The 14,570-nt window shown below is 43.8% G+C and carries 12 protein-coding genes; 6 read left to right on the top strand and 6 right to left on the bottom strand.

Features of this window, described 5'->3' with window-relative positions; translation table 11 throughout:
- Positions 1-8 precede the first annotated feature (8 nt).
- A complete protein-coding gene (locus tag ACMFL8_RS08880) occupies positions 9-1,277 on the bottom strand; it encodes a putative DNA modification/repair radical SAM protein (protein ID WP_194618825.1) in 1,269 nt (422 codons plus the stop codon).
- Between the two features lie 251 nt (positions 1,278-1,528).
- Here ACMFL8_RS08880 and ACMFL8_RS08875 point away from each other — a divergent pair, with 251 nt between their 5' ends.
- On the top strand, positions 1,529-2,080 hold the full coding sequence (locus ACMFL8_RS08875) for a hypothetical protein (protein WP_413190728.1): 552 nt from the start codon (positions 1,529-1,531) through the stop codon (positions 2,078-2,080).
- Positions 2,081-2,260: 180 nt separating this feature from the next.
- On the opposite strand, the gene ACMFL8_RS08870 is transcribed toward ACMFL8_RS08875, so the two are convergent.
- The 4 genes from ACMFL8_RS08870 to carA all read right to left on the bottom strand — a co-directional run bounded on the left by ACMFL8_RS08870 (position 2,261) and on the right by carA (position 9,155).
- Positions 2,261-3,175, bottom strand: coding sequence for a hypothetical protein (locus ACMFL8_RS08870; protein ID WP_413190727.1), 915 nt, complete (start codon positions 3,173-3,175; stop codon positions 2,261-2,263).
- A 509-nt stretch (positions 3,176-3,684) separates the two neighbouring features.
- Complete coding sequence (gene greA / locus ACMFL8_RS08865; RefSeq protein ID WP_189581294.1) at positions 3,685-4,161, bottom strand: transcription elongation factor GreA; 477 nt, start codon at positions 4,159-4,161, stop codon at positions 3,685-3,687.
- A 352-nt stretch (positions 4,162-4,513) separates the two neighbouring features.
- Positions 4,514-7,792 carry a carbamoyl-phosphate synthase large subunit gene (carB, locus tag ACMFL8_RS08860; RefSeq protein ID WP_413190726.1) on the bottom strand — a complete coding sequence of 1,093 codons (3,279 nt, stop codon included), beginning with the start codon at positions 7,790-7,792 and terminating at the stop codon, positions 4,514-4,516.
- 130 nt (positions 7,793-7,922) lie between these two features.
- On the bottom strand, positions 7,923-9,155 hold the full coding sequence (gene carA / locus ACMFL8_RS08855; protein ID WP_413190725.1) for a glutamine-hydrolyzing carbamoyl-phosphate synthase small subunit: 1,233 nt from the start codon (positions 9,153-9,155) through the stop codon (positions 7,923-7,925).
- A gap of 472 nt (positions 9,156-9,627) precedes the next feature.
- On the opposite strand from carA, the gene ACMFL8_RS08850 reads away from it, so the two are divergent.
- The 4 genes from ACMFL8_RS08850 (at position 9,628) to ACMFL8_RS08835 (ending at position 12,546) form a co-directional block, all read left to right on the top strand.
- A complete protein-coding gene (locus tag ACMFL8_RS08850; protein WP_189581328.1) occupies positions 9,628-10,164 on the top strand; it encodes a gamma carbonic anhydrase family protein in 537 nt (178 codons plus the stop codon).
- Between the two features lie 130 nt (positions 10,165-10,294).
- Positions 10,295-11,005 carry an HAD family hydrolase gene (locus ACMFL8_RS08845; RefSeq protein WP_413190724.1) on the top strand — a complete coding sequence of 237 codons (711 nt, stop codon included), beginning with the start codon at positions 10,295-10,297 and terminating at the stop codon, positions 11,003-11,005.
- A 116-nt stretch (positions 11,006-11,121) separates the two neighbouring features.
- A protein-coding gene (gene prfB / locus ACMFL8_RS08840; protein WP_352309352.1) for a peptide chain release factor 2 occupies positions 11,122-12,217 on the top strand; the annotation gives its coding sequence in 2 pieces (ribosomal slippage) (positions 11,122-11,193 and positions 11,195-12,217; 1,095 coding nt in all).
- Between the two features lie 44 nt (positions 12,218-12,261).
- Positions 12,262-12,546 carry a pyrimidine/purine nucleoside phosphorylase gene (locus ACMFL8_RS08835; protein WP_413190723.1) on the top strand — a complete coding sequence of 95 codons (285 nt, stop codon included), beginning with the start codon at positions 12,262-12,264 and terminating at the stop codon, positions 12,544-12,546.
- A 149-nt stretch (positions 12,547-12,695) separates the two neighbouring features.
- Here the strand turns inward: ACMFL8_RS08835 and ACMFL8_RS08830 are convergent, their stop codons facing one another.
- On the bottom strand, positions 12,696-13,148 hold the full coding sequence (locus ACMFL8_RS08830; RefSeq protein ID WP_413190722.1) for a GNAT family N-acetyltransferase: 453 nt from the start codon (positions 13,146-13,148) through the stop codon (positions 12,696-12,698).
- 181 nt (positions 13,149-13,329) lie between these two features.
- On the opposite strand from ACMFL8_RS08830, the gene ACMFL8_RS08825 reads away from it, so the two are divergent.
- Positions 13,330-14,448 (top strand): DNA topoisomerase IB, encoded by a 1,119-nt coding sequence (locus ACMFL8_RS08825; protein WP_413190721.1) that lies wholly within the window; start codon positions 13,330-13,332, stop codon positions 14,446-14,448.
- Positions 14,449-14,570 lie beyond the last annotated feature (122 nt).

Below are 14,570 nucleotides of genomic sequence, written 5' to 3'. Positions count from 1 at the left end.
CGTACTCATTAAAACAGCGCCAACTGACCACTGCGCTGATCTTTATACTTAGTTTGCGTTTGCGCCAGTACGTACTGGCGGAAATTATCACGGGTTAAATGGGCGAGGTGTTCATTTTTACCGGTGGTGGCAATAAAGTATTTGGCGCGGTTGACCGCTGCGCCCATTTTTTTCAGATGATAAAGCGTCAATTGATTAAACTTGCGTGCTTTCACTATCTTTTTAGCCGTCTTAGTACCAATACCTGGGATGCGCACAATCATCTCATAAGTCGCGGTTTGAATATTAACCGGAAAATGCTCACGATGGCGGATTGCCCAAGCCAATTTTGGATCGCAATCTAAATCCAAAAATGGCGAGTCTGGTTCGACGATTTCGTGCGCGCCAAAACCATAGAAACGCATCAGCCAATCGGCTTGATAAAGACGATTCTCTCGCACCATCGGCACAGGCGTTCCAATCGCTGGCAAACGACTGTCAGATAACATCGGCACATAGCCGGAATAATAAACACGCTTGAGATCATATTGCTTATAAAAATGACTCGATAGCTGAATGACTTGCAAATCAGTCTCATTACTGGCACCAACGATCATTTGACTGGTTTGACCTGCTGGCACAAATTTCGGTGCTTTTTTATGCGTTTTACGGCTCTCACGGATGGTAATTATTTCTTCTTTGACCGTCTCCATCGGTGCTTTTAATTCATCATGCGACTTCTCTGGAGCGAGTAAAGCTAAGCCCGATTTGGTCGGAATTTCGATATTGACGCTCAAACGATCAGCATAAAGCCCTGCTTCTAACAGCAATTCTTTTGACGCGCCCGGAATGGTTTTTAGATGGATATAGCCGTTAAAACGCTCACGAGTACGTAATATCTTGGCGACCTCGACCAAGCGCTCCATCGTATAATCGCCGCTTTTAAAGATGCCTGAGCTAAGAAATAACCCTTCGATATAGTTACGACGATAAAACTGCATGGTTAAATCAACGACTTCCTCAACACTAAAAGCTGCGCGTGGGGTGTCATTACTTTTGCGCGAGGTGCAATAAGCGCAGTCGTAAATGCAATGATTGGTCAGCAGAATTTTGAGTAAACTAACGCAGCGCCCATCTTCGGTATAGCTATGGCAAATACCAGTTGCTGAGGCGTCACCGAGGCCACCGCCTTGGTTTTTACGGGTACCAGCAGAGGAGGAACAAGAAACGTCATACTTAGCAGCGTCCGCTAAGATGTTTAGTTTGCCCTGTAGTCGTTCATAATTGATGGTTGCCATAAGCGGTGTTTACCAATTCATTTATAGGTTGTTATTTTAACAAATTGGTTTGCAAGTCACTGTAATTATTAGGGAATTTGGCAAACAATGCGACAGATAGTGTCGTACTGTGAATATATAAGATGGTAAACATTGGCTTCGCATCTATTCAGAAGCTAAGCTTTGTAGCTTCATTCATAAGCCACTTTTCCAGTAGCCATTCTAACCTTGAGTCTATAAACTCGTAAAAATAATATTTTAAAGAAAATCCTATGCTTAAAAAATTTAAAGAAAAATCAGCATCTCAAAAGTTTGATACGTTTCTAAATGTCTCGTTTGTATCTTTCTTCATTGTACTCAATTTTTTGGAATGGCAAGGTAGAGGTTTTCCGCAAGAGTCGGAGCTGCAATATACTGAGGGTCTCGTCACTGATACGGGATTTAGTATAGCCTTACAATCTATCGAAAATCCCAAGAAAGTAACGCTTTATGGCTGTAGCTATAATGTATTTGGGTTTATTAACTCTGGGTCATGTATGGGTCCTACATACCTTGAACCTAGGCTTGGTAAGTACGCAAGAGTTGGTTGGTACCATCAGCCCAATTTTTTAGGCGCATCGAATAAGTTACCGCAATTAGTAAGTATAGACATTGAGGGAGCAGAGGAGGATCTTCAGATAACTTATAAAGACACCAAAAGTTTGATTTTCGATCAAAACATGATAGGAGTGCTTACTACTTCAATCTTCGGTTTTGGTTTTATTTTGTTTATGACAAAACTTAATAATCTAATCAATCGCCCTATTCTATATAAAGAAAAATGATATTTTCTAAAAGCTCAGCTATTTCTGCCACTGCATCAAGCAGTTACATCTTAAGCTTAAAATAGTGTTTTACCATATCCATGAGCAAGCCGCTGGCACAAAAAAAGGTCTTGTAGACTAGATGACTAGTCCACAAGACCTTTTATAAAATTTAGAATTTATTAAGTTCTATTACTGTATTTACTGAACATTCGCACGTATAACGACAGTCTGGGCTGCATTAGAACCAAGGTTGACCAAGTTCCATTTTAGTCCAGAGTAGTTTTCTTTGATAACGACAGTATTGCCCACTTGTTGAATGGTTTGATAGCTATCGCCACCCGTTGTCGCAAGCGTTGGTAGAGGGCTGTTTAATGACACCAGCTGCACACCATTTGGTAATGACACCATCGCATTGATGTCATTGACTGGCTGCGCGGTGGTGTTGGTATAAGTAGTGTGGTATTCGATGACGTCACCGGGGGCGATATGATTGGCAGGCACGGCCATTTCACGACCGTCTTTATTCTTTAGTATCTTCATGACTTTGGTTTGTGCATTAACGACATCTGGTGTACTAAACGTTGGTGTCAGCTGCAAAGTATCTAAAGTAGTTATTGTTATTTGATTACTTACCGGTTGATTGGTGATAACTGTCGTCGCTGGTGCATTAAGAACAGGCAATTGAGTAGCAGTTGCGACAGGTAATACTTGGGTCACGGTACTGATGGGCGTAGTGATAACGTCGACATTGGAGATGGTGTTGGTCGCTCGATTGGTCACAGGTACGCTAGTGACGGTTGTGCTGCCCTGAGTAATGACCGTATTGTTCATACCATTACTAACACCTTGGCGAACCACATAGCGTGGTACAGTCGTTACTTGAGTCACCGCATAAGGCATGCCATCCTGCATCGTGATACCGTTCGGTGTCGCAGTGATAGTGGCTGTTTTGCCATCAGAGTATTGCTCGACCACAGTGGTGCTACCGCCAGCAGATGAGCTAATAGCGATTTCAGGTGCGGCATGGGCTGAAGATGCAGCAAGTACTATACCTGCTAATAGTGCCGATACAGTAGGGGTTATTGCTATTGGTGTATAAGATTTCATGGTCATAATAGACTCCTCAAAAATAACAGTAAGTATAGTCACTTCACTATAAAAGTATGACTGCGTTAACCTCGCTTGAAGCATTAAATATACCTCTACACTCGGTTGCCTTGTACTACTTTTAAATTGAATCAACTACAGACAACAATAAATCACATCTAAATAAAAAACCCCCGTTAAATGACACCATAAAGTATGCCAAATAACGAGGGTATCAGTACTGACGATAGCCAATATTAACTATCAATCCATCATTATTTTCAGAAAAAGTGCAGAAAAAATGCGCCACACTGCAAACTCAAACAATTATGCGCTAAAACAAATAGACTAGAAAAGCGGCATTGTGTAACCGGCATTGTGTGAGTCGTATCGTTTTGGCGAGTCGATGGATCTATTCAGTTGGTGATTATTTTAATAATTATCTCAGTGGTTATCTCAGTCGTTATAAAAAGAGCTGCTGTCTAAAAGTGACGGTTAATAAAGGTAGCAATAGACTTTTATCATCACGACTGCTATTAGTCGTAGATAACTTTCATCAATTCGTACTCGACCACACCTTTTGGCGTTTCGATACGTACTTCATCGCCTTCAAACTTACCGATCAGACCACGAGCAATCGGTGAGTTGACCGAAATCTTGCCCGCTTTAAAGTCGGCTTCATCATCACCAACGATTTTGTATTGCTTTTCTTCTTCGGTGTCCATGTTTTCAATCACCACGGTCACACCGAACACCACACGACCTTCTTGCGTTAACGTCGCTGGGTCGATGACTTGAGCACCGCCAAGCTTGGCTTCGATATCACGAATGCGGGCTTCACAAAATCCTTGCTGCTCGCGAGCGGCGTGATATTCAGCATTTTCTTTGAGATCGCCGTGTTCGCGTGCTTCAGCAATAGAAGCGGTGATGCGTGGACGGTCGATGCTTTTTAACTGTTTCAATTCGGCTTCTAAAGCCGCGTGTCCTTGCGGAGTCATGGGATAACGTTGCATGTTTTTTCCTTAAACCAATAACACCACACCACCTCCTACTCCTAGTGAATAGTGAGATGGTGTTGGGATCATTGCAATGGGTATAAAATATAAAAGGGTGATGTTGAGCGTGTTTGACAAATACATTATCTGTCAATTATAAGTCATTAATTTCAATACCATACGCACTTAAGCTTACGTAATAAAAAGCATAGTCGCAGTTTAGCCACTATGCTTTTGGGTCTATCATGTTGCTTTTTGGTTCTACCATGTTAAAGGTATCGTCTTTAAGCACTGTTGTCATGTTAAAAGGATTAATCAGTCTCGAATAAGCGATTGAGTAAGCCTAACGGTTATGCTTAATCTACTGAAATTATTCAGCCACGTCAATAGTCTTTGCTTGCTCATGCAAATCTTGCAGTTTGTAAACTTCAAATGGCAAGTCAATCGTATAAGATTTACAAACCGCATCTGCCGCACCCAAGGTGGTGACATAGAATACTTTGCCCTGTAGCGCGCTACGGCGAATAGAGAATGAATCCTCTTGTGCCTGCTTACCTTCAGTCGTGTTGATGATAAGGTCGATCTTGCCATTTTTCAAGGCGTCAACGATATGCGGGCGACCTTCAGTGACTTTGTTAATTTGCTTGCACTCAATACCGGCGTCGCTCAATATCTTTTGCGTACCCGTGGTTGAGACGATGTTAAAACCAAAGCCTGCGAGCTGACGAGCGATAGGGGCGATTTGCGCTTTGTCGCTATCACGCACCGAGATAAAGACGGTTTTGGTTTCGCCTTCAGTCGGCAAGCCTGGCAAACGCTCATTACTACCGATGACCGCTTTGTAGAATGCTTCGCCAAAGGTTTTGCCCACACCCATGACTTCACCGGTTGATTTCATCTCAGGGCTCAAGATTGGATCAACACCAGGGAATTTAGCAAACGGGAATACCGCTTCTTTTACTGCAAAGAATGCCGGAACAATTTCAGTGGTAAATCCTTGGTCTTTTAATGAGGTGCCAGCCATACAGCGAGCCGCGATTTGCGCTAACGACGTACCGATACATTTAGAGACAAACGGTACGGTACGGGCGGCACGTGGGTTTACTTCTAAGATATAAACCGTTTCGCCTTTTACCGCGAACTGTACGTTCATCAGACCGATGACGCCAAGCTCTTTTGCCATGGCAACCGTTTGCGCGCGCATGACATCGCATAACTCTTTAGATAATGAGTAAGGCGGTAGTGAACAGGCTGAGTCACCAGAGTGAACACCCGCTTGTTCGATATGCTGCATGATACCGCCAATCACCACATCGGTGCCGTCGCTGACACAGTCAACATCGACTTCGATGGCATCATCCAAAAAGCGATCGAGCAATACTGGCGCTTCGTTAGAGGCTTGTACCGCGGTACGCAAATAATGTCTGAGCTCATCTTCGTTGTAGACGATTTCCATCGCGCGACCACCAAGTACATATGATGGGCGTACAACCAACGGATAGCCAACGTCTTTTGCCTTGACCAAACCATCTTCTAAGCTCGTCGCCAAGGCATTGGTTGGTTGAATAAGGTTCAATTGCTGAATCATATGTTGGAAGCGTTCGCGATCTTCTGCGCGGTCAATTGCATCAGGACTCGTACCAATGATTTTGACACCAGCAGCTTCAAGAGCACGGGCCAGTTTCAATGGTGTTTGACCACCGAACTGTACGATAACACCATCAGGATTTTCGATACGGACGATTTCAAGCACGTCTTCTAAAGTGATTGGCTCAAAGTAGAGACGGTCAGAGGTGTCATAATCGGTTGAAACCGTTTCAGGGTTACAGTTGACCATGATGGTCTCGTAGCCGTCTTCGCGCATGGCAAGGGCTGCGTGCACACAGCAATAGTCAAACTCGATACCTTGACCGATACGGTTTGGACCGCCACCGATAACCATGATTTTTTTGTTATTGGTTGGATTGGCTTCACATTCGCTGTCGTACGTTGAGTACATATAAGCGGTGCTGGTGGCAAATTCTGCCGCGCAGGTATCGACACGCTTATAGACTGGATAAACGTTTAAATCCCAACGCTTTTTGCGTAGCTGCTTTTGTGAGACACCCAGCAATTTAGCCAAACGCAAATCTGACAAACCTTTACGCTTAAAGCTGCGTAGGTTTTTCTCATTTAAGCCGCCAAAACCTAACGCTTTAACTTGCGCTTCGGTCTTCACGATGTCTTCGATTTGTACCAAGAACCATGGGTCGATTTTGGTTAAGTTAAAGACCTCATCGACGCTCATACCGATACGGAAAGCATCCGCAATATAATAAATGCGTTCAGGCGTTGGAATGGTTAAGCGATTATGAATCTCGCTACGAGCTTTGTCAGTACTAAGGCTACCGTCTTTGATAGCGGCAAAGTCAATTTGCTCATCAAATCCATCATTGCCAGTTTCCATACCGCGTAACGCTTTTTGCATCGATTCTTGGAAGTTACGACCAATCGCCATCACTTCACCGACTGATTTCATCTGCGTTGATAAAACACTATCGGCTTGCGGGAATTTCTCAAAGTTAAAACGTGGGATTTTGGTGACGACATAATCAAGCGCAGGCTCAAAGCTGGCTGGCGTTTTGCCACCGGTAATGTCGTTTTGCAATTCATCTAGCGTATAACCAACGGCTAATTTAGCCGCGATTTTCGCAATCGGGAAGCCAGTGGCTTTTGATGCCAATGCTGATGAACGTGACACGCGTGGGTTCATTTCGATGACGACCATGCGACCCGTATCAGGGTTGATACCGAACTGGACGTTTGAGCCGCCTGTTTCCACACCAATCTCACGTAGCACTGCCAAAGAAGCATTACGCATGATTTGGTATTCTTTGTCCGTCAAAGTTTGTGCTGGTGCAACCGTGATAGAGTCGCCTGTGTGCACACCCATTGGGTCAAAGTTCTCAATCGCACAAATGATGATACAGTTGTCGTTTTTGTCACGAACCACTTCCATCTCGTATTCTTTCCAACCGATTAACGACTCATCGATAAGTAGCTGATGGTTTGGTGATAAATCAAAGCCACGCTCACAAATCTCGATAAATTCATCACGGTTATAAGCGATACCACCACCTGAGCCACCCATGGTGAATGACGGACGAATGATGCATGGATAGCCCATTTTCTCTTGGGTCGCAAAGGCTTCTTCCATGGTTTCAGCGGTTTCAGCGCGTGGACACTCAAGACCGATACGTTTCATGGCTTTATCAAATAAGTTGCGATCTTCTGCCATCTCGATTGAGTCTTTGGTCGCGCCAATTAACTCGCAGTTGTACTTGGTCAATACGCCATGCTTGTCCAACTCTAGTGCACAGTTTAGAGCGGTCTGTCCGCCCATAGTTGGCAAAATAGCATCAGGACATTCTTTGGCGATGATTTGCTCAACCGTTTGCCAAGTAATTGGCTCAATATAGGTGGCATCCGCCATGGCAGGGTCAGTCATGATGGTCGCAGGGTTTGAGTTGACCAAGATGACGCGGTAACCTTCTTCTTTTAGTGCTTTACACGCCTGCGCGCCTGAGTAGTCAAACTCACATGCTTGGCCGATGACGATAGGGCCTGCGCCAATGATAAGAATGCTTTTTATGTCGGTACGTTTTGGCATAATTAGGGCTACCTTCGTTTAAGTGATGTTTTAATGGAGGTGTACATAATGGTTTTATATGCTGCCGCTTGAACCACTATTAATGATCCAAGCCTTCAGGCAGCTTGCTTATCTTTTTTTCAGTAATGGCTTAAGCTTTAGTAGTTGCCATCATCTCAGCAAACTTATCAAACAATGGCGCGCAATCATGCGGGCCAGGGCTGGCTTCTGGGTGACCTTGGAAACTAAATACTGGCTTGTTGGTCAGCTCAATCCCTTGGTTGGTACCATCGAATAATGAGCGATGGGTAGATTTAACGTTGTCTGGTAGCGTGTCTTCATCAACCGCGAAACCATGGTTTTGACTGGTAATCATAACCGTGCCAGTTGCTAAGTCTTGTACTGGATGGTTAGCGCCATGATGTCCTGTTTTCATCTTGATGGTGTTTGCACCGCTGGCAAGACCGACCAGCTGATGACCTAAACAGATACCAAAGGTTGGCACGTCAGTTTGCTCAATGATGTGACGCACCGCATCGATGGCATAATCACAAGCAGCAGGGTCACCAGGACCGTTTGATAAGAAGATACCGTCTGGATTCATCGCTAGCACGTCTGCGATAGGCGTTTGTGCTGGTACAACGGTCACATGGCAGCCGCGATCAACCAGCATACGTAGGATATTGGTTTTGGTACCAAAGTCATAAGCGACTACATTGAATTTGTGCTCAACGTGCGTGTTTAATTGCTTAAAGAAACCACCTGTACCACTATCGTGGCTGCCAACAGCATCACGGTTGAGTAGGGTATCTGATAAGTCCCATGAACCCGCTGTCCATTCGAAGTTCTCTTTAGTGCAGCATTCTTTTGCCAAGTCCATGCCTTCGATACCAGCAAACGCTTGCGCCAGTTTAATGGCTTGCTGCTCGTCATCTGTGCTGATAGTCTCGCCGTTAGAGGCGGTCATGATACAGCCGTTTTGAGCGCCTTTATCACGTAGTAGGCGAGTCAATTGACGCGTATCAATTTCAGCGATAGCGACGGTATTATGACTCTGCAAATAGTCGCTTAATGACTCTGAGTTACGAAAATTTGAAGTAACCATGGTGGCATCACGGATAATAAGACCATCTGCCCAAACTTTGTGACCATTGCCAGACTCTGTGTCCTCGCTATTAGTACCAGTATTGCCAATGTGCGGATAGGTGAGGGTGACTAGCTGACGCGCATAACTTGGGTCAGTTAGGATTTCTTGATACCCTGTCATGGCTGTATTAAAAACCACCTCACCGACACGATGACCGAGACTGCCGATACTGATACCACGAAAAATCGTACCGTCTGCTAATGCCAAAATTGCTTGTATTTCTGCCGATGAATTCAAGGGTTGCCTCCGCTATTATTGGTGAGTGCCATCATGTTTTGCTGGTCGAAATATTGCTCCGTATCCCTTTATTTACGGTATCTGACTATTGCCATATAAAGGTAATAAAAGGGCGATATACAAAATTTTTCCACAAAAAAGCGAGAAGACATTATTGATGAAAACTACAAAACCCACTAGATAGTGAATAGGTAACTTGCATCATGTCCGCTCGCTTAGGCACAGATTTTGCGTATTATATACAAAATAGGGTGCTATGGCTAGCCGATTCCTTGGATTAATAGTCATTATATAGGCAATAACAATAAATCAGAAAATAGCCTAAGTAGCCATAAATTATTTCTTCTTTTATCAAATTCGAAATCAAGCGTCCATTAATAGCGCTGGATTTTAGCAGTGGGCTTTGCCACAATGGACAGCGCAGCGATAAACCCAGTTTTTATAACTATAATGAAGATGACAAGGAATCGTTATGATTTATCAATATTTAGACAAAACCCCTAAGTTTGCAGTGCCATTCAACGGTTGGGTGGCAGACTCAGCACAAGTGATCGGTGATGTATATTTAGGGCATAAAGCCAGCGTTTGGTTTGGTGCAGTGATACGCGGCGATGTTGGTCACATTCATATTGGTGATTATAGCAATGTGCAAGAAAACAGCGTTATTCATACTGATTTAGGTATCGCAGCCAACATTGGTGATTATGTCACTGTTGGTCACCTAGCTATGCTACATGGTTGCGAGATCGGTGATAACAGTTTGATTGGCATTGGTGCTGTGATACTTAATAATGCCAAAATTGGCAAAAACTGTCTCATTGGGGCCAAAGCCTTGATCACTGAAGGTCAGATTATTCCAGACAATTCACTAGTGATGGGCGCGCCTGCAAAAGTCGTCAAGACGCTGACCGATGAGCAAGCCGCCATGCTAAAAATGTCAGCACACCACTATGCTGAACTCTGTGAGACTTATAAGGAAGGTCTGACTGAAATAGCGATGCCGGATTAACGGGATAGGATAGTGCTTGTTCGATTTGAGCCGTGATTTAATTGACGTTCTTATTAGGGCGTGTCCTAAACTATTTATATTTTTTCTTCAGTTCTTGGTATTTTTTAGCAAACAACGATAAGGTCTCACCATGCAGGCAAATCCAGCACAAAACCAACCAAAGCCACAAAAACAACTGGCACTATTTGATTTAGATCACACACTACTCGATGTCGACAGCGACTATCTATGGGGTGAGTATATCGTCAATAATGGGCTGGTAGATGAGGCGCAATATCGCACGGCTAACCAAGCATTTTATGAGCAGTATATCGAAGGTACGCTAGATGCCACAGAATACAATGAATTTGTCGCGCAATTTTTGACCACATTGCCATTGGCACGGTTGCATGAGCTGCGTGAAGACTATATCAAAAGCGAAATCGAGCCGCATATTCGCCCAAAAGCGATGGAAGTACTGTGTCAGCATGTTGAGCAAGGGCACGATGTGGTTATTATTTCTGCGACCAATGATTTTGTGGTCTCTGCCATTGCCAAACGTTTCGGTATTGAAGGCGCCAATGTGTTATCAACACCGCTCGAGATAAAAGACAATCGCTATACAGGTAAGTTAGCGGACAAGCCCAATTTTAAAGAAGGTAAGATATATCATCTAGACAAATGGGTGAATAAGCAGCAGTTAGCTGGGGTTACCTTTGATAAAACCTATGCCTACTCAGACTCCAAAAACGACATTCCGTTGCTCGAATGGGCAGATGTGGCGATTTGTGTGTCACCTGATGATGCCCTACATGCACATGCGTTAGCGCATCGCTGGGCAGTGGAAGATTGGTCAATTTAGGCAATCTAAAGCGCGTTAACGTAGATGCAGTCGTAATTAGCCAAGCGTTTAGCATCAATCTCATTTAAAATAGCGGCAGATTCGTTAGACACTTATTTAAAAAAACAGGAACCTTTATGGAAATCAATCCGTATCAAGAACAAATTAAAGATTTATCAGAGCGTGGGCAGGATTTGCGGAGGTATCTTTGACTTCGATGGTAAGCAAGAACGCTTAGAAGAAGTCAATTTAGAATTAGAAAACCCCGATATTTGGAACGATCCAGAGCGTGCGACCAAAATTAATAAAGAAAAAAGTCATCTTGATGGGGTCATCGATGTCGTCGTTTCGCTTGAGAGCACATTAGAAGATGCGTCCGCTATGCTAGAGCTGGCGGTAGAAGCAGAAGATGAATCGTTGCTTGCTGACGTGCAATCCGAGCTGGATAATGCTGAAAAACGCGTTGCTGATTTAGAGTTCCGCCGGATGTTCAGCGGTGAGATGGATCCGAATAACTGCTACCTAGATATCCAGTCAGGCAGTGGCGGTACCGAAGCGCAAGATTGGGCAGAGATGCTGCTGCGTATGTATACGCGCTGGGCTGAAGCGCATGGCTTCAAGGTTGACGTTATAGAAGTATCATCAGGTAGCGTCGCTGGTATTAAGTCAGCAACGATTGAGATTAAAGGTGACTATGCCTTTGGTTGGTTGCGTACCGAAATTGGCGTGCATCGCTTGGTACGTAAGTCACCATTTGATAGTAACAATGGTCGCCATACTTCATTTGCTGCCGTTTTTGTCTCACCTGAAATTGATGATAATATCGAAATTGACATCAATCCAGCGGATTTGCGTATCGATACTTATCGTTCATCGGGCGCAGGTGGTCAGCATGTGAACACGACAGATTCTGCGGTACGTATTACGCATGAGCCAAGTGGCGTGGTAGTGACTTGTCAGAACGAGCGGAGCCAACATGGTAACAAAGCCACCGCGATGAAAATGCTACGTGCTAAGCTTTATGAGCTAGAGATGCAAAAGCGTATGGAATCCCAGCAAGCGGTTGAAGATGGCAAGTCCGACGTCGGTTGGGGCAGTCAAATCCGCTCTTATGTGCTTGATGATTCACGTATCAAAGACTTGCGTACTGGCGTCGAAACCTTTAACACCGGTGCAGTACTAGACGGCGACCTTGATCAGTTTATTGAAGCAAGTCTAAAAGCGGGACTATAAAGAGCGTTTTAAAATATTAATCAAAATTTACTTAAGGAAAAATTATGCCAAGCGTTAATAATTATTTTGATGATAAAGTAACTTCTATTGCCTTTCAAACGGCTACTAAGCCTGCGACTGTCGGCGTCATGTCCATTGGTGAGTATGAGTTTGGCACCAGAGAATTTGAGACCATGAGTGTGGTCAGCGGTGCACTAACTGTCAAGCTACCAGAGAGTGACGAGTGGCAAACCTTTAATGCTGGTGAGCAATTTACCGTTGAAGCCGATAAAAAGTTCAATGTTAAAGTAGAAGTCGAAACCGCTTATTTATGTGTGTATGGTAAATAATAGTCTCTAAGTTTTAGTCTTATCAGAACAATCAACGCCAAGTATTTTATGCTTGGCGTTTTTTTGTGAGTATTTTTTGAGAGAAATTTAGTTATCTTTAGCCCATTTAGGTGACTATCGAGTGAATTGAAGACACGTCCTAATCAAGGTTATAAGTTTTTACGGTATTGCACCATATCCGTTTGGGTGGCGATTGCGTCATAGAGTTTACGCGCTGCAATGTTGCCTTCTTGGGTGGTCCAATAGACACGGTTACAGTTTTTCTGGCGTGCAAAGTCATAGACCTGTTCAATCAATGCGCGTCCTACGCCTTGCCCACGTACAGATTTATCAACGTACAAGTCCTCCAAGTAGCAACATTCGGTACTGTTCCAAGTATTGGGATGCAGCACCACATGAGTAATACCTACCAGCGTATCACCCTGCCATGCCCCAAATCCGTAAATAGGTACATTACTATCTAGCAAATTGCGCCATGTTGTATCAGTCGTGCTCATTGGCAAACGGGCTTCATAAAATGTTAGATATCGTTGCCACAACACTAACCAAAACTCGTAATCTGCATTAGATAATGGCGTGATTTTTATAGAAGAATTTTCCATAGGTTTTTACTCAGTTTTATTGGTGGACATATGTTTAATTATAACTCAGTAAATCATAATTGATAAGCCTTTTATGGTGCAGTTTTTACACAGCATTACACTTTGTCTGTGTCAAATAAACAGCAAAAATAATCGCAGTTAATTATGCTAAAACAATTACTTTTCAAAGGTGTAGGACTCTATGACTAAGGCAGGCGAGCAAACAATGATAAGAGATGTGCGCCATGATTATGAGTATCATGCCAGCCGCGCTAATCTGCGCTATGTGAGTGACGATGAACCAGGTTATGCGCGCAGACGTTGGGGTCGTGGTTTTACTTACCGTGATGCAACGGGCGAAACGGTCAAAGACAAAGCATTGCGCCAGCGTTTTGATGCGCTGGTGATACCGCCAATGTGGTCAGAGGTTTGGATCTGCCAAGATGAAAAAGGCCATCTACAATCGACAGGACGAGATGAAAAATCCCGTAAGCAGTATTTGTATCATCCGTCATGGAATAACATTCGTGATCAAGCCAAATTCGATGCGATGATAGGCTTCGCAGAGGCGCTACCCAATCTACGAGCACAGGTCGAAAAAGACTTAGAGGCAGAATCATTGTCACGTACCAATGTGCTCGCCGCAGTGGTTAAATTACTTGAGACCACCTTGATTCGTATTGGCAATAGTCGCTATGCCAAGCAAAATAAAAGCTATGGGCTGAGTACGCTACGTAGTAAGCATGTCAGTGAAACGGACAATGGACTGGCGTTTGATTTTGTCGGAAAAAGCGCAAAGGAGCATCATATTGAGCTGCAAGACGAGCGTTTGATAGATATTGTGCAGGCATGTTCTGAGTTGCCGGGTTATCAGATATTCAAATACTTAGATGACGATGGACATAAGCAAGTCGTCGATAGTAGCGATATCAATGATTATTTGCGAATGCATACTAGCGGTATGGACTATGAAAGCAAGCTATATAGTGCAAAGGATTTTCGCACATGGATGGCAAGTGTGCTCGCAGCAAGCTATCTACATGACGAGCTACAAACGACGGCAGGCGCTAGCATACTTGCCAGTGCACCAGAAAGCGCTGAGCGTCAACAGCTGGTCACTGATATGGTAAAAAGCGTGGCAGCAGAGCTGGGTAATACACCGACCGTATGCCGTGCCTCGTATATTCATCCCATTGTCATTGAACGTTTTTTGGCAGGGCAGTTTTTTGAGCCTTACAAACAAGCTCGCCGTGGACGGACGAAAAAATATCAAAGTTGTGAAGAAAAGGCCTTGATTGGATTTTTAAGCACACTAAATTAAATTAATAATCTATACATAAAAATAAAAATGATACGTTATGTATTGAAATAAGTATAAAAATGCGTTACTAATAGAGTCTGATAAATACGAACATATTAAACGGTCTATAGGATGTGGCCGTT

It is taken from the genome of Psychrobacter sp. AT9, from assembly GCF_047272965.1.
Classification (GTDB): Bacteria; Pseudomonadota; Gammaproteobacteria; order Pseudomonadales; family Moraxellaceae; genus Psychrobacter; species Psychrobacter glaciei.
The sequence above is the reverse complement of the archived record's forward strand: the minus strand, read 5'-3'. Positions and strand labels throughout refer to the sequence as shown.

Coding starts and splice junctions, on each gene's coding strand:
- ACMFL8_RS08830 (WP_413190722.1), bottom strand. CDS start 13,148: ATGGAAAATTCTTCTATAAAAATCACGCCATTATCTAATGCAGATTAC.
- ACMFL8_RS08850 (WP_189581328.1), top strand. CDS start 9,628: ATGATTTATCAATATTTAGACAAAACCCCTAAGTTTGCAGTGCCATTC.
- ACMFL8_RS08870 (WP_413190727.1), bottom strand. CDS start 3,175: ATGACCATGAAATCTTATACACCAATAGCAATAACCCCTACTGTATCG.
- ACMFL8_RS08845 (WP_413190724.1), top strand. CDS start 10,295: ATGCAGGCAAATCCAGCACAAAACCAACCAAAGCCACAAAAACAACTG.
- carB (WP_413190726.1), bottom strand. CDS start 7,792: ATGCCAAAACGTACCGACATAAAAAGCATTCTTATCATTGGCGCAGGC.
- greA (WP_189581294.1), bottom strand. CDS start 4,161: ATGCAACGTTATCCCATGACTCCGCAAGGACACGCGGCTTTAGAAGCC.
- ACMFL8_RS08825 (WP_413190721.1), top strand. CDS start 13,330: ATGACTAAGGCAGGCGAGCAAACAATGATAAGAGATGTGCGCCATGAT.
- ACMFL8_RS08875 (WP_413190728.1), top strand. CDS start 1,529: ATGCTTAAAAAATTTAAAGAAAAATCAGCATCTCAAAAGTTTGATACG.
- ACMFL8_RS08880 (WP_194618825.1), bottom strand. CDS start 1,277: ATGGCAACCATCAATTATGAACGACTACAGGGCAAACTAAACATCTTA.
- ACMFL8_RS08835 (WP_413190723.1), top strand. CDS start 12,262: ATGCCAAGCGTTAATAATTATTTTGATGATAAAGTAACTTCTATTGCC.